Genomic DNA, 26,347 nt, shown 5'->3' on the forward strand with positions numbered 1-26,347 from the left:
AACCTAATCTTAAAAGGCATAAGAAAAAGATGAGGTGACCGAAGGATGAATCAGGAATACTGGGATCAGTTTGCAAGGACAGGACGGGTGGAGGATTATCTCTCCTACCGGGAAAAGGAAGTCTGTAAAGCGAAAACGGAGAAATACGGGGACAAATGCAGTGAATCAGTTAACAACAATGACAGGGATGATTCTGTCGGTAGCACCGATCGGTGAATATGATAAAAGAGTCGTGATCCTGACAAAAGAAAAAGGGAAAATATCAGCGTTTGCAAAAGGGGCGAGACGACCGAACAGTCCGCTTGCAGGGGCTTGTACACCTTGTAATTTCGGAAAATTCATGCTGTATGAAGGAAGAAATTCCAATACTCTCCAGTCGGCAGAGATCGAAAATTATTTTGCAGAGCTCCGAACGGATGTGGAAGCGGCATATTATGCATTTTATTTTCTCGAATTTGCAGATTTTTATACAAGGGAAGCCAATGACGAGCGGGAAATGCTGAAGCTTCTTTATCAGACGATGCGCGTGCTGACGAAAAAGATCATTCCATTTGAGCTGGTACGCTACATATTTGAACTGAAGGCACTCAGTGTCAGCGGGGAAGGACCGCAGGTATTTCAGTGTGTCAGATGCGGGAACAGGGAACGTCCCTGTGTGTTCAGTGTGAAGGAGGGCGGTCTGGTCTGCAGTGAATGCGGTCAGAATGTCTATGACGGAATGCGGCTGAATACGTCTACCCTTTATGCCATGCAGTTCATTGTCGGGACACCGGTGGAAAAGCTCTATACCTTTACCTTAAGCGATGAAGTTTTACAGGAACTGGGAAAAGTAATGGAGCGTTATCTGGATGTATACGTGGATCACAGATTCAAGTCGCTTGAGATTCTGAAGCAGCTCACAGGGCTGAAATAACCGAAAAATTGTATATTAGATTAGAAAATAAAGACAAATCTGGCGAAAATTAGCAGGATAAGCTTGCAAAACCTATATGCAATAGGTATAATAGGTGAATCAGAGAGGAATAAATGTTATCGCGATAAGTAGCTTTGTTCTTCTAACGAAAAATAAAAAGAATGCGAGGATTAGTGTTATGGTAGAAAAGACAATGGACAAAATTGTAGCTTTGGCAAAATCAAGAGGCTTTGTATATCCGGGGTCTGAAATCTACGGTGGGCTTGCAAATACATGGGATTATGGTAACCTGGGTGTTGAACTTAAGAACAACGTAAAGAGAGCATGGTGGAAGAAATTCGTACAGGAGAACCCGTATAACGTAGGTGTTGACTGTGCGATCCTGATGAATCCGCAGACATGGATCGCTTCCGGACATCTGGGAGGATTCAGTGATCCGCTGATGGACTGTAAGGAATGTCACGAACGTTTCCGTGCAGATAAGATCATTGAAGATTATGCACATGAGCATGGAATTGATATTCCGGACAGCATTGACGGATGGTCACATGAAGAGATGGAAGGATTTATCAAAGAACATGAAGTACCGTGTCCGACCTGTGGAAAGCACAATTTCACAGAGATCCGAGAATTTAACCTGATGTTCAAGACTTTCCAGGGTGTAACAGAAGATGCAAAGAACGTTGTTTACCTTCGTCCTGAGACTGCACAGGGAATCTTCGTAAACTTTAAGAATGTACAGAGAACTTCAAGAAAGAAACTTCCATTTGGTATTGGTCAGATCGGTAAATCATTCCGTAACGAGATTACACCGGGTAACTTTACATTCCGTACCCGTGAGTTCGAACAGATGGAACTTGAATTCTTCTGCAAACCGGATACAGACCTTGAATGGTTTGCTTACTGGAAGAACTTCTGCCTGAATTGGCTGTATTCACTTGGACTGAAGGAAGATGAAGTCCGCTACAGAGATCACGATAAAGAAGAGCTTTCTTTCTACAGCAAGGCTACAACAGACGTAGAATTCCTCTTCCCATTCGGATGGGGCGAGCTGTGGGGAATCGCAGACAGAACCGATTATGACCTGACACAGCATCAGAATGTATCCGGACAGGATCTGACTTACTTTGATGATGAGACCAATGAAAAATATATCCCATACGTAATCGAACCATCACTTGGAGCTGACCGTGTGGTACTTGCGTTCCTTTGCGCAGCATATGATGAGGAAGAACTGGAAGATGGTTCTACACGTACTGTGATGCATTTCCATCCGGAACTTGCACCGGTTAAGATTGGTGTGCTTCCGCTTTCCAAGAAGCTGAACGAAGGCGCTGAGAAGGTTTATGCTATGCTTAGCAAATACTACAACTGCGAATTCGATGACAGAGGAAATATCGGTAAGAGATATCGCCGTCAGGATGAGATCGGAACACCGTTCTGTGTAACTTATGACTTCGATTCGGAAGAAGACGGAGCAGTTACTGTTCGTGACCGTGATACAATGCAGCAGGAAAGAATTAAAATTGAAGATCTCAAAGCGTACTTTGAGAAGAAATTTGAGTGGTAGAGATTTGAAAAGATCCGGATTTCCCAGGTTTGGGAAGTCCGGATCTTTTTGTGCAAAAAAAGTTTGTTTGGGAGATTGTGAGACAAATGGGACAAATATAAGTGCTCAAATTCCGTTGTGCCAACCATTTTGAGGAGCCTCTGAAAGCGAAAAATATGTCAGCAGAGGCTTCCATAATTTCTGAGTCTCCTCGCCATGGCACAACAATCGAATTTGAACACTTATATTTGTCCCATTTGTCATTCAACTTTACTGGTGGAAACTATTTTGTGGCAGGGGAAATGCTGGCAAGTGTGATGGGATTTTGAGAAAAAATTTGATTTGTGAAAATAGACAAAGAAAATCGATGATATAGTTAAAAAATAGTCAATAAAAACAATGCCTATAGGGAAAATTGTTAAATATTCTGATAAATAATAAACAATAAAGAAAATTATTTAACGCTTGACTAATTGTAACGACAATTATATAATGGGATTAACGTTAAGGTTGGAAGATGAATATGTGAGATACTTGTTGTACAGACGGCGCGCTCCGTTATTTAATGTATAGCATGAGCCGAAGGGGCAGGCAGAAACTCTCAGGCAAAAGGAACATATTCGGACAACACTCTGGAGAACAATATATACGTATTGTACCGAAGAAGTAGTCTGGACTGTATAGCGCAAAAGCCCAGGTGATCTTTCAGGTGAACGGACAGAGGCAGACAAAAAAGATTTCAATGACGAAAACTTTTTTGCCTGTTTTTTTTGTACCATAAAAAGCGGAATATTCAGAAAAACATAGATATAAATGATAAAATTCTGAATTTAACACACAAAAAAGGGAGCAAAAAAGACAAGGTAGTTGGTTCTAAGGAGGTAAAAGAGAATGAACAGAATTGAAGATGTAACAAATTACATTACTGAATGTGATGAAGAAGTAGGAAAAGCGCTGCAGTTAGAACTTGGCCGTCAGCGCAGAAACCTTGAACTGATCGCATCAGAGAATATCGTAAGCCCGGCAGTTATGCTTGCGATGGGAACTGTACCGACAAACAAGTATGCAGAAGGTTATCCGGGAAAACGTTATTATGGTGGATGCGAGGATGTAGATATTCTTGAAAATCTTGCAATCGAACGTGCAAAGAAGTTATTTGGATGTGACCATGTATGTGTACAGCCACATTCAGGAGCAAATGCGAATACAGCTGTATATCAGGCGCTGATCAAACCAGGCGATACAGTTATGGGACTGAACCTGGCACACGGCGGACATCTTACACATGGTTCACCGGTAAACCTTTCTGGTATCCTTTACAATTTCGTACCTTACAATGTCAATGATGACGGTGTTCTGGATTACGATGAGATCAGAAAGCTTGCACATGAATGCAAACCGAAGATGATCGTAGCAGGAGCTTCGGCTTATCCGAGAGAGATCCGTTTTGATATTTTTGCAGATATCGCAAAAGAAGTTGGAGCTTATCTTTTCGTAGATATGGCACACATTGCAGGTCTTGTTGCAGCAGGACTTCACCAGAGCCCGGTTCCTTATGCTGATGTAGTTACAACAACAACACATAAGACACTCAGAGGACCTCGTGGTGGAATGATCATGTGCAAAGAAGAATATGCAAAAGCGATCAACAAAGCAATCTTCCCGGGAACACAGGGCGGACCTCTGATGCACATTATCGCAGCAAAAGCTGTATGCTTTGGAGAAGCATTAAAACCGGAATTCAAAACCTATCAGGAACAGGTTGTCAAGAATGCAAAAGCACTTGCAGAAGCCATGGTTGAAGAAGGATTCAACCTTGTCAGTGGTGGAACAGACAACCATCTGATTCTGGTAGATCTTCAGAACATGAACATCACAGGAAAAGAACTTCAGAACAGACTGGATGAAGTTTACATCACAGTTAATAAGAATGCAGTTCCGAATGATCCTGCAAGCCCGTTTGTGACCAGTGGAGTTCGTATCGGGACACCGGCTGTTACAACAAGAGGTCTGAAAGAAGAAGATATGAAGACCATCGCAAAACTGATCAAGATGACGATTACAGACTTTGATACCAAAGCAGATGAAATCCGTGCCGAAGTTACAAAGATCTGCGATAAATATCCACTTTATGAATAACAGGAGGAAAAAATAATGGAATTAAAAACACCCCTTTATGACGCTCATGTAAAAGCAGGTGGAAAGATCGTGCCGTTTGCCGGATACCTTCTTCCGGTTCAGTATGAGACAGGCGTGATCAAAGAGCATATGGCAGTACGTACACAGGCAGGACTTTTTGATGTATCTCATATGGGCGAAATCCTTTGTGAAGGAAAAGATGCTCTTGTCAATCTGCAGCACATTCTTACAAACGATTTTACAAATATGGTAGACGGACAGGCAAGATACAGCCCGATGTGTAACGAGAACGGTGGAACTGTAGATGACCTGATCGTATACAAAAGATCAGATGATCACTATTTTATCGTAGTAAATGCAGCAAACAAGGATAAGGATTATCAGTGGATGCTCGCACATCAGTCAGGAGAGGTTACATTTACAGATGTATCCGACCAGTATGGACAGATCGCTCTTCAGGGACCGAAGGCGATGGAAATCTTAAGAAAACTTACAACAGAAGAAAATATTCCAAAGAAATATTATCATGCAGTATTTGGCGCAGAAGTTGCCGGAATGCCTTGCATCGTATCCAAGACAGGATATACCGGTGAAGATGGTGTAGAGATCTACCTGGCAAGTGATCTGGCAGAAAAGATGTGGGAGACACTTCTTGAAGCAGGAAAAGAAGAGGGACTAATCCCTTGTGGACTTGGTGCTCGTGATACACTTCGTATGGAAGCAGCAATGCCTCTTTACGGACATGAGATGGATGATGAAGTATCACCTCTTGAAACAGGTCTGAACTTCGGTGTTAAGATGAAGAAAGACGAATTCATCGGAAAGAAAGCCATGGAAGACAGAGGAACACCAAAGATCGAAAGAATTGGTCTTAAAGTAACAGGAAGAGGAATCATCCGTGAACATCAGGATCTGTATGCTGGAGATCAGAAGATCGGACATACAACATCCGGAACGCATTGCCCTTATCTTGGATATCCGATCGCCATGGCACTTGTTGATGCCGGAAGCGTAGCAATTGGCGACAAGGTAGAAGCAGATGTACGTGGAAGAAGAGTGGAAGCAGAAGTTGTGCAGCTTCCGTTCTATAAGAGAGCAAAATAAAAGAAAATAATAACGAAAATAGATTAACAGGTCGGTCGCAGAAAAAAGCGATAGAGAGTGTTTGGAAAAGGTGACCGGCAGTTGAAAAGAAAAGGAGATTAAAATCATGGAAGTAAGAGCAGAATTAAAATATACAAAATCACACGAATGGGTAAAAGAAGAAGGTGGAGTCTGGACAATTGGTCTTACGGATTATGCACAGTCAGCACTCGGTGATCTCGTATTTGTAAATCTTCCGGAAGCCGGAGACAGTGTAGAGGCAGGAGAAGTATTTGGAGATGTTGAATCTGTAAAAGCGGTATCAGATGTATATTCACCGGTAACTGGAGAAGTTGAAGAAATCAACGAAGAACTTCTTGACGCACCAGAAACGATCAATAGCGCTCCGTATGATGCATGGTTTATCAAAGTAAAAGATGTATCCGGAACAGAGGAACTTCTTTCAGCAGAAGAATATGAGGCATTTGTAGCAAGCGAAGAATAATCAGGGAAAGGCGGTGAACCATTCATGGGAAGCTATGTACCGAATACAAAAGAACAGCGTCAGGAAATGCTGAAAGAAATCGGTTTTCAGACAATTGATGATCTGTTCGCACATATTCCGGCAGAAGTAAAGATCCAGGGCGGTCTTAATATTCCGGAAGGAAAAACAGAATTAGAAGTACGTCGTGATATGGAAAATATTGCTGCAAAGAATCAGGTCTTTAAGACGATTTTCCGCGGCGCAGGCGCTTACCGGCATTTTATTCCGGCAACAGTAAAGAGCGTGATTTCAAAAGAAAATTTGTTAACTGCATATACTCCTTATCAGGCAGAGATCAGCCAGGGAATCCTGCAGTCGATCTTTGAATATCAGACCATGATCTGTGATCTGACAGGAATGGATATTTCCAATGCCTGCGTATACGATGGCGCAGAAGCATCCGCAGAAGGTGTGGCAATGTGCCGTGACAGAAAACGCAGCAAAGCACTTGTTTCAGCTACCGTGAATCCATATGTCCTTGAGACGATCAAAACATACTGCTTCGGAAATGAAATGGAAGTAGAAGTAATTCCGGAAAAAGACGGACTTACAGATATTGAATATCTGAAGGAACATGTAGATGCACAGACAGCATGTGTACTGATCCAGCATCCGAACTATTACGGTAATCTGGAAGAAGCAGCCGAGATTGGTGAGATCACACATGGAGCCGGTGCGAAATATGTGATGAATGTCAATCCGATTTCTCTCGGTGTAGTAAAGACACCGGCAGAATATGGAGCTGATGTGGCAGTTGGCGAAGGACAGCCACTTGGACTTTCTATTGCATTCGGCGGACCATATCTTGGATTTATGGCTGCAACACAGAAGATGATGAGAAATCTTCCGGGACGTATCGTCGGACAGACAGAAGACCACAATGGAAAGAAAGGTTATGTACTTACTCTTCAGGCAAGAGAACAGCATATCCGTCGTGAAAAAGCATCCAGCAATATCTGCTCAAACCAGGCACTCTGCGCACTTGCAGTAGGCGTTTATCTGGCAACAATGGGCAATGAAGGGATTAAGAAAGCAGCAACACTTTCAACCTCAAAAGCACATTATCTTTCAGCAGAACTTGCAAAAGTTGGATACCAGACCGAGAACAAAGGAGAATTTTTCCATGAATTCGTAACTGTATCAGATGTTCCGGCCGCAAAAGCACTTGCAGCACTTGAGGAAAAAGGAATCCTTGGAGGATTTCCGCTTAACGAACACAGAATTCTGTGGTGCTGTACAGAGGTGAATACCAAAGAAGAGATGGACGCAGTTATTCAGATTCTGAAGGAGGTGCAGTAATGTTAATATTTGAAAAAAGCAGATCTGGAAGAGGTTGCGATTTACTGCCAGAATGCGATGTAGAAGTAACACTTCCACAGGAAAAAGATAAAAGAGAGAAAAAACTTCATCTGCCAGAGCTTTCTGAGATTGAACTGAGCAGACATTATACAGAGCTTGCAAAGAAATCACATGGTGTGAATGATGGTTTCTATCCACTCGGATCTTGTACAATGAAATATAATCCAAAGATCAATGAAGATATGGCAGCACTTCCGGGATTCACAGAGATTCATCCACTGCAGCCGACACATACGGTACAGGGATGCCTGGAAGTCATCAAAGAATCTGAAAATCTTCTCTGCGAGATCACAGGTATGGATCGCATGACATTTCAGCCGGCAGCCGGTGCTCACGGAGAATTTACAGGACTTCTTCTGATCAAAGCATATCATAAGAGCCGTGGAGACGAAAAGAGAAAGAAAATTATCGTTCCGGATTCTGCACATGGAACCAACCCCGCAAGTGCGGCAATGGCAGGATTCCAGGTAGTCAGCATTGAATCTGCACCGGATGGTGGTGTTGATCTTGAAAAATTACAGGAAGTATGCGGAGAGGATACAGCAGGACTTATGCTTACCAATCCAAATACGGTAGGACTTTTCGATAAGAATATCCTGAAGATCACGGAGATCGTTCATAACTGTGGCGGACTTTGCTACTATGACGGAGCAAACTTAAATGCAGTTATGGGAACTGTTCGCCCTGGAGATATGGGATTTGATGTGATCCATCTGAATCTTCACAAAACCTTCTCAACTCCGCACGGTGGCGGTGGTCCTGGAAGCGGACCTGTTGGATGCAAGAGCATGCTGGTTCCGTTCCTTCCGTCTTATGTAGTAGATGGAGAAGAAGAACTGAAATTTGTAAAAGAACCACAGAGCATCGGTGAGATGAAGAGCTTCTATGGAAACTTTACAGTCATCGTAAAAGCACTTACCTATGTGAAGACACTGGGACGCGAAGGTATTCCGGAAGCGAGCCAGAATGCAGTTCTGAATGCAAATTACATGATGAACAAACTGAAAGACCTTTATACAATGGCGTATGACGAGGTATGTATGCATGAATTCGTAATGAGTCTTGCAGATCTGAAAAAGAAAACAGGAATTTCTGCAATGGATATTGCAAAAGGACTTCTTGATAACGGTATACATCCACCGACAATGTACTTCCCGCTGATCGTTGAGGAAGCACTGATGGTAGAGCCGACAGAGACAGAGTCCAAAGAAACTCTGGATGAAGCAGTAGAAGTATTACGCAAACTGTATGAAATTGCAGAAACAGATGCCGAACAGCTTCATCAGGCTCCTGTTACAACACCGGTTACAAGAATGGATGAGGTTGGAGCAGCAAGACATCCATATCTGCGATACGAATGGCAGGACTAATAAGTTATAGCTTAAAGCGAGGGAAAAACTATGATTGAAAAGATTACTTATATTGAAAGCAATCAGTTCAGTCCATATAGAAATCTTGCAGTGGAGGAGTATTTGCTCCTCCACTGCGAGGATAAAGAATGTATTCTTTATTTGTGGCAGAATCAGAATACAGTTGTTATCGGACGGAATCAAAATGCTTGGAAAGAATGTAGAACAACAAAGCTGGAAGAAGAAGGTGGTCATCTTGCCAGGCGTCTGTCAGGTGGTGGAGCTGTGTACCATGATCTGGGAAATATAAACTTCACATTTCTGATCAGTAAAGAAGAATATGATCTGGACCGGCAGCTTCAGGTAATCATAGGAGCGATGGAGATCCTTGGATTGAAGGCTGAAAAATCCGGGCGTAACGATATCCTGATCGATGGAAAGAAATTCTCGGGAAATGCGTTTTATGAGCAGGAAAAACATTGCTATCACCATGGCACGATCATGGTAGGAGTAAACATGGAAACCTTATCCAGATATCTGACTGTATCAAAGGATAAACTGAAATCAAAGGGGGTTGATTCGGTAAAATCCAGAGTGACAAATTTAAGAGATTATCTTCCGGAGCTTACAATGGAAGAACTGAAGGTGGCACTTAAGCAGTCATTTGAAAAAGTATACGGATTAAAGGTACGTGATAAAAAAATAGAAGACCTTGATACCGGAGTAATTGCAGAAAGAGAGAAATTTTTCTCTTCATGGAACTGGCTCTATGGCAGAAAAATTGATTTTCAGTATGAGCTTTCCCACCGTTTTGGATGGGGAGGAATTACACTTCAGTTTGCAGTAGAATCAGGAAAGATCAAGGATGCAATTGCATGGTCGGATGCACTGAATCCGGATTTCATACATGCACTTCCGAAGTATCTGAAAGGACTGAAGTACAGAAAGGAAAGTATCTGTACGGAATTGGGGCTGTTCTGGTCAGATGATCCACAGGAAGAAGAGATGATGAAAGACATTATCGAATGGATTCAGGGCGAGGAACTGTAGGAGGATGAAATAAAATGAGCGAGAAGTTTGATGTAGTAGTAATTGGAGCCGGTCCGGGAGGATATGTGGCAGCAATCAAATCTGCGAAGCTTGGAATGAAGACCGCAGTGATCGAAGAGAGAGAAGTCGGGGGAACATGCCTGAACAGAGGATGTATTCCGGCAAAAGCAATGATTCATGCATCGACATTATATCGTGAAATCAAAGAAGCGGACCGCTTCGGAATTTCAGCATCAGATGTTACTTATGATTTTGAAAAAATTCTGGAATATAAGGAGCAGACAACCGGACAGCTTGTTCAGGGAGTAGAACAGCTTCTGCAGGCAAACGGCGTAACAAGATATCATGGAAAAGGCACACTTTTTGAGGGGAAAAAAGTTAAGATTACAGGGAATGAAGAACAGTCTATTGAAGCAGAGAATGTCATTCTGGCTTCTGGTTCCAAACCACTGATTCTTCCAATACCGGGAATGGATCTTCCGAGAGTTCTGACAAGTGATGAACTCTTCAAGATGAGAGAAGTTCCAAAGAGTCTGGTTATCATCGGTGGCGGTGTGATCAGTGTAGAATTTGCTACCGTATATTCCGCACTTGGATCTAAGGTTACCATTCTTGAAGCAATGCCGCGTCTGGTTCCAAATATGGATAAAGAGATCGCACAAAACCTGAAACTGATCCTGAAGAAACGTGGCGTAGAAAGCCATACATCAGCAGCAGTACAGGGTGTGCATATGGAAGGGGATACCTGTGTATGTACCTTCGTTGAAAAAGAAAAAGAACAGACTGTAGAAGCAGAATATGTTCTGTGTGCAGTCGGAAGATGCCCGAATACCGACGGATTATTTGCAGAAGGTGCTGCTCCGGATATGGAAAGAGGACGTGTTCTTGTAAATGATAAATTCGAAAGCAGTATTCCGGGAGTCTATGCGATCGGTGATCTGATCTTTGGCGCACAGCTTGCCCATGCAGCAAGTGCACAGGGAATCGTTGTTGCAGAGCAGCTGGCGGGAAAAGAACCTTCTGTGAATCTGGATGTGGTTCCGGGATGTGTTTATACAGATCCGGAAATCGCATCAGCAGGTATTACCGAAGATGCAGCCAAAGAACAGGGAATCAAAGTGAAGACTGGTAAATTTATCATGAGTGCCAATGGTAAATCGCTTATTACAAAAGAAGAAAGAGGATTTATCAAGATCGTGACAGATGAAGAGACAAATGTGATTCTCGGAGCACAGATGATGTGTGCAAGAGCCACAGACATGATCGGTGAATTTGTAACTGCGATCGCAAACAAAATGACGGTTGCACAGCTTTTGAAGGGAATGCGTGCACATCCGACGTATAATGAAGGAATCGGAGAAGCCCTGGAAGAAGCAGAGGGTGGAGCGATCCACGTTGTACCAAAGAAAAAGAAATAGAACTGTACAGCAGTAAGGGAATATGATAAAATATTCAGATATCAGCATATGCTGAAAAGTACAAAAAGGAAAATTAAATCATGTTATACGAAGAAGCAAGGGTATATTTGGATCATGTATCGAAATACGGAAGTGTACTTGGCTTAGATAGTATAAAGAGCTTATTGGGTGAGCTTGGAAATCCGCAGAAAGATTTGAAATTTATACATATAGCCGGGACTAATGGAAAAGGATCGATTCTCGCCGGACTCTCCGGTATCCTGCAGCAGGCTGGATACCGGACCGGAAGATACTGTTCTCCGACCGTGATGGGATATATGGAACGATTTCAGGTTGATGGCCAATGGATGGCGGAGGACGAGCTCGCCCCTTTTGTATCTCAGGTGAAAGAGGCAGCAGAAAAAGTAGAAGAAAAAACGGATCTCACCGTAACTGTTTTCGAGATAGAAACAGCGATCGCATTTCTCTATTTCAGAGAAAAGCAGTGTGATTATGTCGTTCTGGAAGCCGGAATGGGTGGGCTTCTTGATGCGACAAATGTAATAGATACAACTGTTTTGAGTATTTTTGCATCGATCAGTATGGATCATATCGGAGTGTTGGGAAACACATTAGAAGAGATAGCAGAAAATAAAGCCGGAATTATAAAACCATCATGTCTGGCAGTTGTCACGTCGCCACAGCAGATGTCTGTGACCGATATCCTCCAGAAAAAGGCCGGAGAGTGTGGATGCCGGTTTGTGGTTTCGCATCCGGAAAAGGCTGTGATTTCTGAAGAAACGATGGATGGACAGATTTTTTCTTATGGAGAATATAAAGATATCCGTCTTCGCCTGGCTGGCAGATATCAGATTGACAATGCGGCGACAGTATTGGAAGCTGTGGATGCGTTAAGAAGGAGCGGTGTCCCGATTCCGGAAGACGCTGTAAGAAAGGGATTTGTGAAAGTGACATGGCCTGGACGGTTTCAGGTACTTGAAAAAGAACCGACCGTGATCGCCGACGGAGCGCATAACAGGGATGCCGCAAGAAGACTTGCGGAAAATGTGAGAACCTATCTGACGGACAGAAAGATTGTCGGTGTGATGGGGGTTTTTAAAGATAAAGAATATGAACAAATCGCAGAGATCATGGCTCCGTATCTTTCAAAGGTGTATACGATCGATCTTCCAAATGGGGAGAGGAATCTGGGAAAAGAGAGATTATGTGAAGTATTAAAGGCCAAGAACGTACAGTCAGAACCGGCAGAGAACATTGCAGATGCGCTTGAAAAAGCAAAAGCAGAATGTGGGAAAGAAGATGTTGTTCTGGTGTTTGGTTCCTTATCTTATCTGGGAGAAGTGATAAGACTTGAACGGGAAACAAACGTGTTTGAAAGAAAAAAGGAAGAGAGAACATTATGGTAGATCATAAAAAAGTAGAACAGGCAATCCGTCTTTTACTGGAAGGAATCGGTGAAGATCCGGATAGGGAAGGACTGGCTGAGACACCGGACCGGATTGCAAGAATGTATGAAGAAATCTGTGGCGGAATGAATGAGGATGCAGAGGAACACCTGAAAAAGACATTTACAGCAGAAAACAATGAGATGGTTGTGGAAAAAGATATTACGTTTTATTCCATGTGTGAACATCATATGCTGCCATTTTACGGAAAGGTTCATATTGCCTATATTCCGGATGGAAAGGTAGTGGGACTTAGCAAGCTTGCACGGACTGTGGAAGTGTTTGCCAGAAGACTTCAGCTGCAGGAGCAGATGACAGCACAGATCGCGGATGCCCTGATGGAGAATCTTCATCCCAAGGGAGTAATGGTACTTGCTGAGGCAGAGCATATGTGTATGACCATGCGTGGAATCAAGAAGCCGGGAAGCAAGACGGTCAGTGTTGTTACAAGAGGTGCATTTGAAGAAAATGAAAAGCTGCAGAACATGTTTTTCCGTATGATAGGTTAGTGCGATGGAAATAAAACGAAAACTGGAAGAACAGAGGAGGATGCAGAGAATCTGGAAAATATATGAGCATCCTCTTTTTATAGAAGGACTGGTAAAGAATAAAGATGCAGAAAAGGAAAGAATATTCTGCCATCATGATATGAACCATTTTCTGGACGTGGCACGTCTGATGTATATTTTTTCGATGGAGCGTGGATATGCCTTTGGAAAAGAAGAGATTTATGCGACGGCATTACTTCATGATATTGGGAAATGGCAGCAGTATAAGGCGGGAGTTCCCCATGAGATAGCGAGTGCTGAAATTGCAAAAAGGATTCTGGAAGAGACTGGATTTACAAAGGAGGAGTCGGACAGGATTCTTTTTGCAATTTTAAGCCACCGGGGCAATGCAGAAGAGACAGAAAATGCAGGGCAGGATAAGTGGCAGCTTGCAGAAATCCTTTATGATGCAGATAAGATTTCCCGTGCGTGTTATACGTGTCCGGCTGAGAAGGACTGTAACTGGAGTGGAGAAAAGAAGAATCAGAAAATCATCTGGTAGAAAACGAGGAAACAAAATGAAAATTGGGAATAAAGAATTTGACACAGCAAAACATACTTATATTATGGGAATCCTGAATGTAACACCGGATTCTTTTTCGGACGGGGGAAAGTGGAACGGTTATGATGCGGCAATGCGTCATGCAGAAGAGCTTTTAGAAGGCGGAACCGATATCCTGGATATCGGAGGAGAGTCCACAAGACCAGGACACCAGCAGATTACGTCAGAAGAAGAAATTACAAGAACTGCGCCGGTTATCGAGGCTGTCAAAAAGAATTTTGATGTGCCGGTTTCGATTGATACTTATAAGAGTGATGTGGCAGAGGCAGCACTTCAGGCAGGGGCAGATCTGGTAAATGATATCTGGGGATTCCAGTACGATGAAAAGATGGCAGGTCTTGTGAAAAAATATGATGCGGCATGCTGTCTGATGCATAATAAAAATGAGGCGGTGTACAAGAATTTCCTGAAGGATATGTATGCAGAATTGCAGAAGTGTGTAGATACAGCGAAAGCGGCTGGGATTGAAGATGACCGGATCATGCTGGATCCGGGGGTTGGATTTGGAAAGACCTACGAGATGAACCTGGATGTGATGAAGCATCTGGATCTTTTTAACGGACTTGGATATCCGATGCTTCTTGGAACTTCCAGAAAATCCATGATCGGTCTGACACTGGATCTGCCGGTATCAGAAAGAGAAGAAGGAACTCTTGTCACAACCGTGATGGCAGTACAGAGTCATTATGGATTTGTGCGCGTTCATGATGTTGAGAAAAACCGCAGAGCGATCAAGATGACAGAAGTGATTTTGGCAAGAGAGTAAGCAGGAGAAAAAGATGGATCAGATAAAAATTGAAAACCTGGAAATATTTGCAAATCATGGGGTGTATCCGGAAGAAAACAGACTGGGACAGAAGTTTCTGGTTTCCTGCATTTTATATGTGGATACACGCAAGGCGGGAAAAACGGATGACTTGGAAGCGTCTGTGAATTACGGAACCATTTCCCATCTGATAAAAGAAAAGATGGAAGAGAAGAATTACAGGCTGATCGAAGCAGTAGCAGAGCAGCTTGCAGAAGAGATCTTATTATTTGATGAGAAGATCCGGAAAGTCATGGTGGAAGTAAAGAAACCATGGGCACCGGTAGGACTGCCGCTTGAGACGGTTTCCGTGAAGATTGAACGTTGCTGGAATGAAGCGTTTATCGCACTCGGATCGAATATGGGTGACAAGAAAAAATACATTGAGAATGCGGTAGAAGAGCTGAAAAATGAAAAACTTTGTAGAGTCCTAAAGGTATCGAAACTGATCGGAACCGAGCCATATGGCGTGACGGATCAGGATGAATTCCTGAACGGGGCTCTGAAAATGGAAACACTGCTTACCCCGCATGAGCTTCTGGAGCTGTTACACCGAATTGAGCAGGAAGCCGGAAGAAAGCGGATCCGCAGATGGGGACCGAGAACACTGGATCTGGACATCATTTTCTATGGGGATCAGATCATTGAAGAGGATGATTTATGTATACCACATATCGATATGCAGAACAGGGAATTTGTGCTTGGACCAATGTGTGAGATCGCACCGCATAAACGGCATCCGGTTTTGAAGGAAACGATGACGGAAATGCTTGTAAAGTTAAAGGGTAATAATTGACTTCTTATCGGGAGAGGATTATACTAAAAATATTGTGGGGAATCCCAACTGAATTGAAGAGAGGTATAGAAATGGAAGAAAAAAAGAATCTCTGGAGCTCTTATGATGAAGCTGCCAAAAAAGAACTTCATGAAATCAATGAAAAGTACAAAGCTTGCCTGGATGCCGGAAAGACAGAGCGTGAATGCGTAAAGCTTGCGGTTGAGATGGCGAAAGAAGCAGGATATCAGGATATCAAAGATGTTCTGAAAGAAGGAAAGAGCCTGAAAGCAGGAGATAAAGTATATGCGGTATGCATGGAAAAAATGCTTGCCATGTTCCGTATGGGCGAAGAACCGCTTTCAAACGGTATGAATATCCTTGGAGCTCATATCGATTCACCACGTATTGATGTGAAACAGAATCCATTATATGAAAGTGAAGGAATGGCTTATCTGGATACACATTACTATGGTGGAATCAAAAAATACCAGTGGGTAACAGGACCGATGGCACTTCATGGTGTTGTTGCGAAAAAAGATGGAAGCGTAGAAGAGATCAGCATTGGGGAAAAAGAGTCTGATCCGGTATTTGTTATTACAGACCTTCTTGTTCATCTTGCAGCAAACCAGATGTCAAAGAAAGCAAGTGAAGTGATTGAAGGAGAAAAGCTGGATCTTCTGATTGGAAACAGTCCGCTTGATAAAGCGGAGGGACTTGATGAAGAAGAAAAAGAAACGATCAAGGCTAACGTACTTCATATTTTAAAAGAGAACTATGGAATCGAAGAAGAGGATTTTGCATCGGCTGAGCTGGAAATTGTTCCGGTCGGAAAGGCAAGAGACTGTGGATTTGACCGCAGCATGATCCTTTCTTATGGACAGGATGACAGAGTCTGCGCATTTACTTCTCTGTTCGCTATGCTGGATGTGGAAAATGCAAAGCGTACAGGATGCTGTCTGTTAGTAGATAAAGAAGAGATCGGAAGCGTCGGAGCAACAGGAATGCATTCTCGTTTCTTTGAAAATACAGTTGCAGAGCTTGTTGCACTTACAGAAGGTGAATCTGAACTGAAGGTACGCCGTGCACTTGCTAATTCAAGAATGCTTTCTTCTGACGTAAGTGCTGCTTATGATCCGATGTTTGCAGAAGCATTTGAAAAGAGAAGTGCCGCTTTCTTTACAAAGGGACTTGCATTCAACAAGTTTACAGGAAGCCGCGGAAAGAGCGGATCCAATGATGCAAATGCAGAATATCTTGCAAGACTGCGCAAGGTGATGGACGATGCAGGCGTTACTTACCAGTTCGCAGAACTTGGTAAAGTCGATGTAGGCGGCGGCGGAACCATCGCATATATTATGGCAAATTATGGTATGGAAGTGATCGACAGCGGTGTTGCTGTACTTTCCATGCATGCACCTTATGAAGTCAGCAGCAAAGCTGATGTGTATGAAGCAGTAAAGGGATACAGAGCATTCCTTCTGAATATGTAAGAGATGAAAAGAACTCAGGCAAAACAATGGATACAGTCCGGTTTTGCCTGAGTTTTTTTTTTGATAATAACAAAATTTATAGTATATAAAAGAAATTTAATTACGGAGATTTTTTTTATAGAAGAAATCACTTGAAGAAATTGAACTCTTCGATAAATTCACTTTTTTTGTACGAAAAAAAGTGCATAAGGGTTGACTATCACAGTTAAAACATTTACAATATTAGTGCGGTAAAATCCGTTTTTTAAGGGCGATATAAGATATGAAAAGAGCAGACAGTTACCAGTCTGACTGTGATTTTCAAGTTTTATATATATCAATTACCAATAACGAGGAGGAATTGTAAAATGGCAACAAAATGGGTTTACATGTTTACAGAAGGTAATGCCGATATGAGAAACCTGCTTGGTGGAAAAGGCGCTAACCTTGCTGAAATGACAAACTTAGGTCTTCCAGTGCCACAGGGCTTCACAATCACAACAGAAGCTTGTACTCAGTATTATGAGGACGGAAGACAGATCAATGAAGAAATCATGGCTCAGATCATGGAAGCTATTACAAAGATGGAAGGAATCACAGGAAAGAAATTCGGTGATAAAGAGAATCCACTTCTTGTTTCCGTTCGTTCTGGTGCAAGAGCATCTATGCCTGGTATGATGGATACAATCCTGAACCTTGGTCTTAACGAAGACGTTGTCAATGTACTTGCTGAAAAATCAGGCAACCCACGTTGGGCTTGGGACTGCTACAGAAGATTTATTCAGATGTACTCTGACGTAGTTATGGAAGTAGGTAAAAAATACTTCGAAGAACTGATCGACAAGATGAAAACTGAAAGAGGCGTTAAACAGGACGTTGAACTTACAGCAGAAGATCTTCACGAATTAGCTAACCAGTTCAAGGCAGAATATAAAGAAAAAATCGGTGCTGAATTCCCGACAGATCCAAAGGAACAGTTAATGGGAGCTATCAAAGCCGTATTCCGTTCATGGGACAACCCGAGAGCAAATGTATACCGTCGTGACAACGATATCCCGTATTCATGGGGAACTGCTGTTAACGTACAGATGATGGCATTTGGTAACATGGGTGATGACTGTGGTACAGGTGTTGCATTTACACGTGACCCAGCTACAGGAAATAACGGACTGTTCGGAGAATTCCTTACAAATGCTCAGGGAGAAGACGTAGTTGCAGGTGTTCGTACACCAATGCACATTTCAGAAATGGAACAGAAATTCCCAGAAGCATTCAAACAGTTCAAAGAAGTATGCAAGACTCTGGAAACACATTACAGAGATATGCAGGATATGGAGTTTACTGTAGAACATGGTAAACTGTACATGCTTCAGACACGTAATGGTAAGAGAACAGCTCAGGCTGCTCTTAAGATTGCTTGCGATCTCGTTGATGAAGGAATGAGAACCGAAGAAGAAGCAGTTGCTATGATCGATCCTCGTAACCTTGATACACTGCTTCATCCACAGTTCGATGCAGCTGCACTGAAAGCTGCTGTACCGATGGCTAAAGCACTTGGAGCATCTCCAGGAGCTGCTTGTGGTAAGATCGTCTTCACAGCTGATGATGCTGTAGAATGGGCTGCAAGAGGAGAAAAAGTTGTTCTTGTACGTCTTGAAACATCACCGGAAGATATCACAGGTATGAAGTCTGCTCAGGGTATCCTGACAGTTCGTGGTGGTATGACATCACACGCAGCCGTTGTTGCACGTGGTATGGGAACATGCTGTGTATCTGGTTGTGGTGACATCAACATGGATGAAGAAAACAAGAAATTCACACTTGGTGGAAAAGAATACCATGAAGGAGATGCAATCTCTCTTGATGGATCTACAGGTAACATTTATGACGGAATCATCCCGACTGTAGACGCTACAATTGCAGGTGAATTCGGAAGAATCATGGGATGGGCTGACAAGTACAGAACTATGAAAGTTCGTACAAATGCTGATACACCAGCTGATGCTAAGAAAGCCCGCGAACTTGGTGCTGAAGGTATCGGACTTTGCCGTACAGAGCATATGTTCTTCGAAGGCAACAGAATTGATGCATTCCGTGAAATGATCTGCTCTGAAACAGTAGAAGAAAGAGAAGCTGCACTTGCTAAGATCCTTCCGGAACAGCAGGGAGACTTCGAAAAACTTTATGAAGCACTGGAAGGAAATCCGGTTACTATCCGTTTCCTTGATCCACCGCTTCATGAATTCGTTCCAACAGAAGAAGAAGATATCAAGAAACTTGCTGATGCACAGGGCAAATCTGTTGACCAGATCAAAGCAATCATCAGCTCTCTGCACGAATTCAACCCAATGATGGGACATCGTGGATGCCGTCTTGCTGTAACTTATCCGGAAATCGCTAAGATGCAGACAAGCGCAGTTATCCGTGCTGCTATCAATGTTAAGAAAGCTCATCCGGATTGGAATGTTAAACCGGAAATCATGATCCCGCTGGTTGGCGATATCAAAGAGCTTAAATATGTTAAGAAGTTTGTAGTAGAAACAGCCGACGCTGAAATCGCTGCTGCAGGAAGCGACCTTGAGTACGAAGTTGGTACAATGATCGAAATTCCTAGAGCTGCTCTTACAGCTGATGACATCGCAAAAGAAGCTGACTTCTTCTGCTTCGGTACAAACGACCTTACACAGATGACATACGGATTCTCGCGTGATGATGCTGGTAAGTTCCTTGACGCTTACTATGACGCTAAGATCTTCGAGAACGATCCATTTGCTAAACTTGACCAGACAGGTGTTGGTAAGCTTATGAAGATGGCTATCGAACTCGGAAAACCGGTTAATCCGAAACTTCACGTTGGTATCTGTGGAGAACATGGTGGAGATCCAAGCTCTGTAGAATTCTGCAACAGCATTGGTCTTGATTATGTATCTTGCTCACCATTCCGTGTACCGATCGCTCGTCTGGCTGCTGCTCAGGCTGCAATCGCTCAGAAGAATGCAAAATAAGCATATTGCGTATAGCAAGAAATAAATAATAAGAGGGCGTGTGAAAAAAACTTTCGTTTTTTCACACGCTCTCTTATTTTATCTAGTTATAGATTAGAAATATTAAATTATGATTAAAATGAAAATTTTACTGTTCTTTTCAGAATATATATGATACACTGAATCCACCAAATCAAAAAATCTTTTATCAAATCATTTTTGCAAAGAGTAAATTGATTGCAAATTATTACAAGCTAAAACAAATCAAGACAGTCTAATTAAATAGGTTGATTATAATTCCAAAAAACGAAAATAAATCAAGAAGTTTCCAGAAATGGATTGATTGCATACCGGAAAAATGAAAATAAATCAAGAAGATGATGGAAATAAATTGATTGTATTCTCAAAAACTCAAAGAAAATCAAGAAGATTACAGAAATGAGTTGATTGTAATTGACAAAACTCGAAATAAATCAAGAAGATTATAGGAATAAGTTGATTATAATTTTCAAAATTCGAAATAAATCAAGAAAATTCTCGAAATGAATTGATTAGGATTTGAAAAATAGAAAAGCAAAGGAGAAATGTTTATATATATGTATGAATTAGAAAACATGCTTCTTCAGATGCAGGAACATTTGGAGAAAGTTGTTACGCAAGCTAAAGCTGATTTGAATACAACAGTACCAGAAGGACACCTCAGAATTTCAATAGATAAAAATAAGCCGCGCTATTATCAATGTATAGATGATAACAAAGGAGTCTACATTCCAAGAGATAATAAAGAATTGCCAAAGCGCCTGGCGCAAAAAGGTTATAATAAGGCAGTGGTAAAAAAGGGAGAAGCAAGGCTTAAACAAATAAAGAGAATAACAAAAAATTATTCGGATGATGAGATTGAAAAAATTTATACGTCTATGAATAAAGCAAGACAATTACTGGTAACACCGATAGAACCAACATGGGATCAGCTGCTTACAAAATGGTATGAAGAAGAATATCATGGGAAAGAGTTTAAGGAGGGAACACCATTAATTCTTACTGAGAAGGGAGAACGTGTCAGATCAAAGTCAGAGAAGATATTAGCAGATTATTTTTATAGAAAGAATATTCTTTACAAATATGAAAAGCCACTTTATCTGAAAGGGTATGGTACCGTGTATCCGGATTTTACATTTTTGTCAAGAAAGACTTACCGGGAAATATATTGGGAACATGAAGGAATGATGGATAAACAGGATTATGCAAGAGCAGCAGTGCGTAAAATTGAATCCTATCAAATAAATCATATATATCCTGGGGAGCGGTTGATCATAACTTTCGAAACAGAACAAAATATATTAAATTCAAAGATAATAGAGAATCTGATAGAAAAATATTTGATATAAAAGGACTTATGATATAATTAGCTTGTTGGGGAGAAGGATACTCTGATGGAGAGATAGAGCTGTTTGGAAAAATCTTACACCGCGATGAACATTTGCTATACAAGTATGCAGAGAATGAAATGTTTAAAAAGAATAAAGTCTAGGACGGAGGAGAAATACATGGAATTAGTAAACGGAAGACCAACAGACACACAAGGCAGATTGGATAAGGAAATCCGCGTATATGATTTCCTGGATTCGCTAGGAGTCAGCTACCAGAGAATCGACCATGAAGCCGCAATGACAATGGAGGCATGCGAGGAAATCGACCGGACGCTGGAGGCGACGATCTGCAAGAATCTGCTTTTATGCAACCGACAGGAGACACAGTTTTATTTACTGATGCTTCCGGGGGATAAGGTGTTTAAAACAAAGAATCTGTCAGCGCAGATTGGTTCGTCCAGACTTTCTTTTGCAAAAGAGGAGTATATGGAACAATATCTGGACATCACGCCGGGATCTTTAAGTGTGCTTGGACTGATGAATGATAAGGACAGGATGGTACGGCTTCTGATCGATGAAGATGTGCTTACAGGAGAATATATCGGATGTCATCCATGCATCAATACATCGAGTCTCAGACTTAGGACAAAAGATCTGGTAGAGAAGATTATTCCGGCAATGGAACATGAGCCGACCATCGTGAAGCTGTAAATCCGCCAGAAAACGAAAAGGGTAGCAGAAACAGCAATATAGAAACAGAAAGATTTTTGACAGTGCAAATATAAAAACTGGATAATGAAAAATATTACAAAATCTATATAAAAAACAAAATAAATTCATGCAAAATTCATATAAAAAAAGAAAGAAACACCTTGACGAAAAGAAAGATTTCTCTTAAAATATGAAAGGTTGTGCAAAAGAAGAACAACTGCCGTGCAGAATCATCTGGATACAGACAGATATGCGGCAGTTTTATTATGTGACATAGTATAGAATTGCACATATATTACAGTCTATATTTATGACACAGGCAATTTAGTGAAAATTATATTTTATCATGCAAATAAAAGGAGAGATATACGGATGAAGTATGATGTAATTATTATCGGTGCCGGACCGGGGGGAATTTTTGCTGCTTATGAATTGATGAAAAAGAAACCAGACTGCAAGATCGCAGTATTTGAAGAAGGTTATCCGCTGGAAAAGAGAAAATGTCCGATTGATGGCAAAAAAGTAAAGAGCTGTATCAACTGCAAACGCTGCTCGATCATGTGCGGATTTGGCGGAGCCGGAGCATTTTCAGATGGAAAATACAATATCACCAATGATTTCGGCGGAACTTTATTTGAGTATATCGGTAAAAAACAGGCTGTTGAGCTGATGAAGTACGTCGATGAGATCAATATGGAAAATGGTGGAGAAGGGACAAAACTGTACTCCACAGCCGGAACAAAATTTAAAAAGCTTTGTCTTCAGAACAAGCTGAATCTTCTGGATGCATCTGTACGTCATCTGGGAACAGATATCAATTACGTCGTTCTTCAGAATCTTTATGATCAGATGAAGGATAAAATGGACTTCTTCTTTGATGCACCGGTTGAGACAATCGAGATTACTGATGGCGGATACCGCATTGTATGTGAAAATGGCGCTTATGAATGTAAGAAATGTGTGGTTTCTGTCGGACGAAGCGGAAGCAAATGGATGGAAAAGGTCTGCAAGGATCTTGCAATCCCGACCAAATCAAACCGTGTGGATATTGGTGTCCGTGTAGAGCTTCCGGCAGTGATCTTCGCACACCTGACAGATGAACTTTACGAGAGCAAGATCGTATACCGTACAGAAAAATTCGAGGACAATGTGCGTACTTTCTGTATGAATCCGAACGGTATTGTGGTAAATGAAAATACAAACGGTATCATCACAGTAAACGGACACAGCTATGAAGGAAATGAAAAAAAGACGGACAATACCAACTTTGCCCTTCTGGTTGCAAAGCATTTCTCTGAGCCATTTAAGGACAGTAACGGATATGGTGAAAGTATCGCAAGACTTTCCAATATGCTAGGCGGTGGTGTGATCGTACAGCGTTTTGGTGATCTGGTACGTGGAAGAAGAAGTACAGAAAAGCGTATTGAAGAAGGTCTGGTAACACCAACCTTATCAGCAACGCCTGGTGATCTGAGTCTGGTTCTTCCAAAGCGAATCATGGATGGAATCATTGAGATGATCTATGCCCTGGATAAGGTAGCACCTGGTACAGCAAATGACGATACCCTTCTCTATGGTGTGGAAGTAAAATTCTACAATATGGAAGTAGAGATCGATAAGAATCTGGAAAGCTGCCATAAGGGACTGTATGTGATCGGTGACGGAAGTGGTGTTACACATTCTCTGTCCCATGCATCTGCAAGTGGTGTTTATGTTGCGAGACATATTATCAGCGAAGAAGAATAGTCTGCAAATAAAAAGTCGGACTGGGATGGAAAAGTAAAATAAAGAGAAAATTAAAAACCGTAAATCCGGAGATTTGCAGTATTGTAAAGAGCAAATCCGGATTTACGGTTTTTTGTTGTATCGAAAAAGTAGTAGAACTTTTTGATGCAGATATGTCTAGTTTTTTATGGTTGCCTGCCGGTAAGTCATATAGGCGATCACAGCAGTTGCAAATTCGGTAATTCCGAATGCGTACCAGATTCCGGAAGCCCCGAAGATCCGGCTTAAGATAAATGCGGCCGGAATAATGATGATCGTATATCTGCACAGTGAGATGAGCAGGGACGGTGTTCCCTTTCCAAGTCCTTCGAGTGCACCAGAGCTGGTGATGGACACGGAAGAAACTAAAAATCCGAGGCTGATAATCCGAAGTGCCATTCCTCCTGCCTGAATGGTTTCCGGATTAGAACTGAACAGTGCGATCAGTGAATCCGGGAAGAGCTGGCAGTAAACGGTACCAAAGAGCATGATCCCAAGACTCAGATAAAGGGTATCGGCAAACAGTCTGTGGACACGCTTTGTCTCACCGGCACCGTAGTTGTATCCGATCAGCGGACGCATTCCCTGGATGATTCCATTTGCCGGAAGATACAGGAAGGTCTGAAGCTTGTAATAGATTCCGAGCACCACCACGTAAACCTGGGAGTAGGCGGAGAGAATCCCATTTAGTGCGGTGATAAGCAGGGATGGAAGTGCCATATTCAAAGTGGCAGGGATTCCAACCGCATAAAGCCGTCCGGCCATGGCACGGTCTACGTGGCAGCTTTTATGAATCTTCACCGGAAGCGGTCTGGTAAAATAAAAGGCAAGGTACAGTACCAGTGTGACAACCTGACCAAGACCGGTTGCAAGTGCGGCTCCTTCAATTCCCATTTTCGGGAACGGTCCGATTCCGAAGATCAGAAGTGGATCCAGTACGATATTGAAAATACATCCGCTCATCATGCAGATCATGGACACGCGCATCCGTCCGACTGCCTGGAAAATTTTTTCCCAGGTAATTTCAAGAGAGATTACAATGGAAAATCCAAATGCGATCCGGGAGTAGGCATTTCCCATCTGAATAACGGTCATGTCTTTTGTAAAAATCTGTAAAAATAGCGGCATTACGGCAATTGTGACTACGGTAAGAACAATACCGTGGATGACAGAGAGAAAAAGTCCCTGTGTGGCAGCTGCATCTGCTTTTTTCTGATCCTGGGCGCCAAGGAAAAAGGAGATGGCGGCATTGATTCCGATTCCAAAGCCGACACCGACTGAGGTGATAAAATTTTGGATCGGGTAGACTAAAGACAGAGCAGTCATTGCTTCTTCACTGATTCGTGCAACGAAATAGCTGTCAACAATATTATAAAGAGAGTTGACCATCATTGAAATCACCATTGGCAGAGCCATGGAAATCAGAAGTGGCAGAATTGGTTTTTCTTTCATGTAAGTCTGGTTCATAAACATTCCTCCTGATAAATGTAAAGCATAAGGTACAAAATCTGTAAAAAAGGGCAGAAGCCCGATATATAAAAAGCCACATAACTGTCGCTGTATGCAACAAGTTATGTGGCGAAAAGTAGATATCTATTTTGATATCCAGAAAAATCCACAAAGATTTTGGTATAAAATTACACAGATAGTTATTTTAAAAATTTTCCTTCCATTTGTCAATATCTTTTTTTAAAAATAACAATTAAAATATTGACAAAAAAGTAAGCCTAAACTAACATAAGTGTATGAAATATAACATTACTACGATATGAGTAACTAAAGGAAGGAGTAGAGGAATGTTTTTAGAGATTAAGGGGATCAAAAAATCGTTTGGAACAGGCGACAGCCGGGTAAATGTTCTGAAAGGATTTGATCTGGAAATTGAAAGAGGAGAGTTTTGTGTGCTTCTGGGACCATCCGGTTCCGGAAAATCGACTCTTCTGAATATTATAGGCGGTATTGACGGGGCAGATGAAGGAAGTATTACGATTGATGGAGAACAGCTGGAGGATATGACAGAGAAGAAGCTGTCCCTGTATCGGAGAAAGCATCTGGGTTATATATTCCAGATGTACAATTTGATTCCAAACCTGACACTTAGAGAAAATATTGAAATTGGTGCTTATTTAAGTAATCGTCCGCTGGATGTGGATGAGCTGATGCAAACGCTGGGTATTTATGAACATCAGAACAAGCTGCCGAACCAGCTTTCCGGAGGACAGCAGCAGAGAACCGCGATTGGACGTGCAATTGTCAAAAATCCGGACATCCTGCTCTGTGATGAGCCAACCGGTGCGCTGGATTATAAGACATCCAAGGAAATCCTGAAGCTGATCGAAACAGTCAATCAGAAATATGGGAATACCATTATTATGGTTACCCATAACGATGCAATCAAGGATATGGCAGACCGGGTGGTAAAACTTCGTGATGGAATGATCCGCAAAAATTACTGTAATGAGCATAAACTTTCTGCAAGTGAGCTGGAATGGTAAGGAGGACGCGTG

General features: G+C 42.0%; 22 protein-coding genes and 1 riboswitch. Of the genes, 21 read left to right on the forward strand and 1 reads right to left on the reverse strand.

Going from position 1 to position 26,347, the window contains the following annotated elements; all coding sequences use genetic code 11:
* Nucleotides 1–45 precede the first annotated feature (45 nt).
* The 20 genes from PGQ33_RS04045 to PGQ33_RS04140 all read left to right on the forward strand — a co-directional run bounded on the left by PGQ33_RS04045 (nucleotide 46) and on the right by PGQ33_RS04140 (nucleotide 23,822).
* On the forward strand, nucleotides 46–216 hold the full coding sequence (locus PGQ33_RS04045; protein ID WP_173699385.1) for a hypothetical protein: 171 nt from the start codon (nucleotides 46–48) through the stop codon (nucleotides 214–216).
* Nucleotides 161–913, forward strand: a complete 753-nt coding sequence (gene recO / locus PGQ33_RS04050) for a DNA repair protein RecO (RefSeq protein WP_270205312.1) — start codon at nucleotides 161–163, stop codon at nucleotides 911–913. Before PGQ33_RS04045 ends, recO begins: the two co-directional genes overlap by 56 nt.
* Nucleotides 914–1,091: 178 nt before the next feature.
* Nucleotides 1,092–2,483, forward strand: a complete 1,392-nt coding sequence (locus tag PGQ33_RS04055; protein ID WP_117822739.1) for a glycine--tRNA ligase — start codon at nucleotides 1,092–1,094, stop codon at nucleotides 2,481–2,483.
* Between the two features lie 493 nt (nucleotides 2,484–2,976).
* A riboswitch (glycine riboswitch) is annotated at nucleotides 2,977–3,089 on the forward strand.
* A gap of 264 nt (nucleotides 3,090–3,353) precedes the next feature.
* Complete coding sequence (glyA, locus tag PGQ33_RS04060) at nucleotides 3,354–4,601, forward strand: serine hydroxymethyltransferase (protein ID WP_117555631.1); 1,248 nt, start codon at nucleotides 3,354–3,356, stop codon at nucleotides 4,599–4,601.
* A gap of 15 nt (nucleotides 4,602–4,616) precedes the next feature.
* A complete protein-coding gene (gcvT, locus tag PGQ33_RS04065; protein ID WP_055246402.1) occupies nucleotides 4,617–5,705 on the forward strand; it encodes a glycine cleavage system aminomethyltransferase GcvT in 1,089 nt (362 codons plus the stop codon).
* 106 nt (nucleotides 5,706–5,811) lie between these two features.
* Nucleotides 5,812–6,189 (forward strand): glycine cleavage system protein GcvH, encoded by a 378-nt coding sequence (gene gcvH, locus PGQ33_RS04070; protein ID WP_117555635.1) that lies wholly within the window; start codon nucleotides 5,812–5,814, stop codon nucleotides 6,187–6,189.
* Between the two features lie 24 nt (nucleotides 6,190–6,213).
* Nucleotides 6,214–7,527, forward strand: a complete 1,314-nt coding sequence (gcvPA, locus tag PGQ33_RS04075; RefSeq protein WP_270205313.1) for an aminomethyl-transferring glycine dehydrogenase subunit GcvPA — start codon at nucleotides 6,214–6,216, stop codon at nucleotides 7,525–7,527.
* Nucleotides 7,527–8,957, forward strand: coding sequence for an aminomethyl-transferring glycine dehydrogenase subunit GcvPB (gcvPB, locus tag PGQ33_RS04080; RefSeq protein ID WP_270205314.1), 1,431 nt, complete (start codon nucleotides 7,527–7,529; stop codon nucleotides 8,955–8,957). Before gcvPA ends, gcvPB begins: the two co-directional genes overlap by 1 nt.
* Before the next feature lie 30 nt (nucleotides 8,958–8,987).
* On the forward strand, nucleotides 8,988–9,986 hold the full coding sequence (locus PGQ33_RS04085) for a lipoate--protein ligase (protein WP_173699351.1): 999 nt from the start codon (nucleotides 8,988–8,990) through the stop codon (nucleotides 9,984–9,986).
* 14 nt (nucleotides 9,987–10,000) lie between these two features.
* Nucleotides 10,001–11,404 carry a dihydrolipoyl dehydrogenase gene (gene lpdA, locus PGQ33_RS04090; RefSeq protein ID WP_173699325.1) on the forward strand — a complete coding sequence of 468 codons (1,404 nt, stop codon included), beginning with the start codon at nucleotides 10,001–10,003 and terminating at the stop codon, nucleotides 11,402–11,404.
* 80 nt (nucleotides 11,405–11,484) lie between these two features.
* Entirely contained in the window at nucleotides 11,485–12,810 is a 1,326-nt protein-coding gene (locus PGQ33_RS04095; RefSeq protein ID WP_173692492.1) for a bifunctional folylpolyglutamate synthase/dihydrofolate synthase, read from the forward strand.
* Entirely contained in the window at nucleotides 12,804–13,358 is a 555-nt protein-coding gene (folE, locus tag PGQ33_RS04100; protein WP_173699321.1) for a GTP cyclohydrolase I FolE, read from the forward strand. The genes PGQ33_RS04095 and folE overlap by 7 nt, the downstream gene beginning before the upstream one ends.
* A gap of 4 nt (nucleotides 13,359–13,362) precedes the next feature.
* Entirely contained in the window at nucleotides 13,363–13,899 is a 537-nt protein-coding gene (locus tag PGQ33_RS04105) for an HD domain-containing protein (protein WP_227084685.1), read from the forward strand.
* Nucleotides 13,900–13,915: 16 nt separating this feature from the next.
* Nucleotides 13,916–14,725, forward strand: a complete 810-nt coding sequence (gene folP / locus PGQ33_RS04110) for a dihydropteroate synthase (protein WP_270205315.1) — start codon at nucleotides 13,916–13,918, stop codon at nucleotides 14,723–14,725.
* 13 nt (nucleotides 14,726–14,738) lie between these two features.
* Nucleotides 14,739–15,560, forward strand: a complete 822-nt coding sequence (gene folK / locus PGQ33_RS04115; protein WP_008372039.1) for a 2-amino-4-hydroxy-6-hydroxymethyldihydropteridine diphosphokinase — start codon at nucleotides 14,739–14,741, stop codon at nucleotides 15,558–15,560.
* Nucleotides 15,561–15,631: 71 nt separating this feature from the next.
* Complete coding sequence (locus PGQ33_RS04120) at nucleotides 15,632–17,032, forward strand: aminopeptidase (protein WP_270205316.1); 1,401 nt, start codon at nucleotides 15,632–15,634, stop codon at nucleotides 17,030–17,032.
* 347 nt (nucleotides 17,033–17,379) lie between these two features.
* Complete coding sequence (gene ppdK / locus PGQ33_RS04125; RefSeq protein WP_117822757.1) at nucleotides 17,380–20,016, forward strand: pyruvate, phosphate dikinase; 2,637 nt, start codon at nucleotides 17,380–17,382, stop codon at nucleotides 20,014–20,016.
* A gap of 575 nt (nucleotides 20,017–20,591) precedes the next feature.
* The gene (locus PGQ33_RS04130; protein ID WP_270205317.1) at nucleotides 20,592–21,383 is read left to right on the forward strand and encodes a hypothetical protein; all 792 of its coding nucleotides are present in this window, start codon (nucleotides 20,592–20,594) and stop codon (nucleotides 21,381–21,383) included.
* 159 nt (nucleotides 21,384–21,542) lie between these two features.
* Entirely contained in the window at nucleotides 21,543–22,076 is a 534-nt protein-coding gene (locus tag PGQ33_RS04135) for a prolyl-tRNA synthetase associated domain-containing protein (protein WP_270205318.1), read from the forward strand.
* 372 nt (nucleotides 22,077–22,448) lie between these two features.
* Nucleotides 22,449–23,822 (forward strand): NAD(P)/FAD-dependent oxidoreductase, encoded by a 1,374-nt coding sequence (locus PGQ33_RS04140; RefSeq protein ID WP_270205319.1) that lies wholly within the window; start codon nucleotides 22,449–22,451, stop codon nucleotides 23,820–23,822.
* 156 nt (nucleotides 23,823–23,978) lie between these two features.
* Here the strand turns inward: PGQ33_RS04140 and PGQ33_RS04145 are convergent, their stop codons facing one another.
* Nucleotides 23,979–25,307, reverse strand: coding sequence for an MATE family efflux transporter (locus PGQ33_RS04145; RefSeq protein ID WP_270205320.1), 1,329 nt, complete (start codon nucleotides 25,305–25,307; stop codon nucleotides 23,979–23,981).
* A gap of 329 nt (nucleotides 25,308–25,636) precedes the next feature.
* On the opposite strand from PGQ33_RS04145, the gene PGQ33_RS04150 reads away from it, so the two are divergent.
* Complete coding sequence (locus PGQ33_RS04150) at nucleotides 25,637–26,335, forward strand: ABC transporter ATP-binding protein (RefSeq protein ID WP_117822769.1); 699 nt, start codon at nucleotides 25,637–25,639, stop codon at nucleotides 26,333–26,335.
* The last annotated feature ends 12 nt before the right edge of the window (nucleotides 26,336–26,347 follow it).

This window comes from Coprococcus sp. AM100_B19A (genome assembly GCF_027662015.1).
GTDB lineage: Bacteria > Bacillota > Clostridia > Lachnospirales > Lachnospiraceae > Allocoprococcus > Allocoprococcus comes.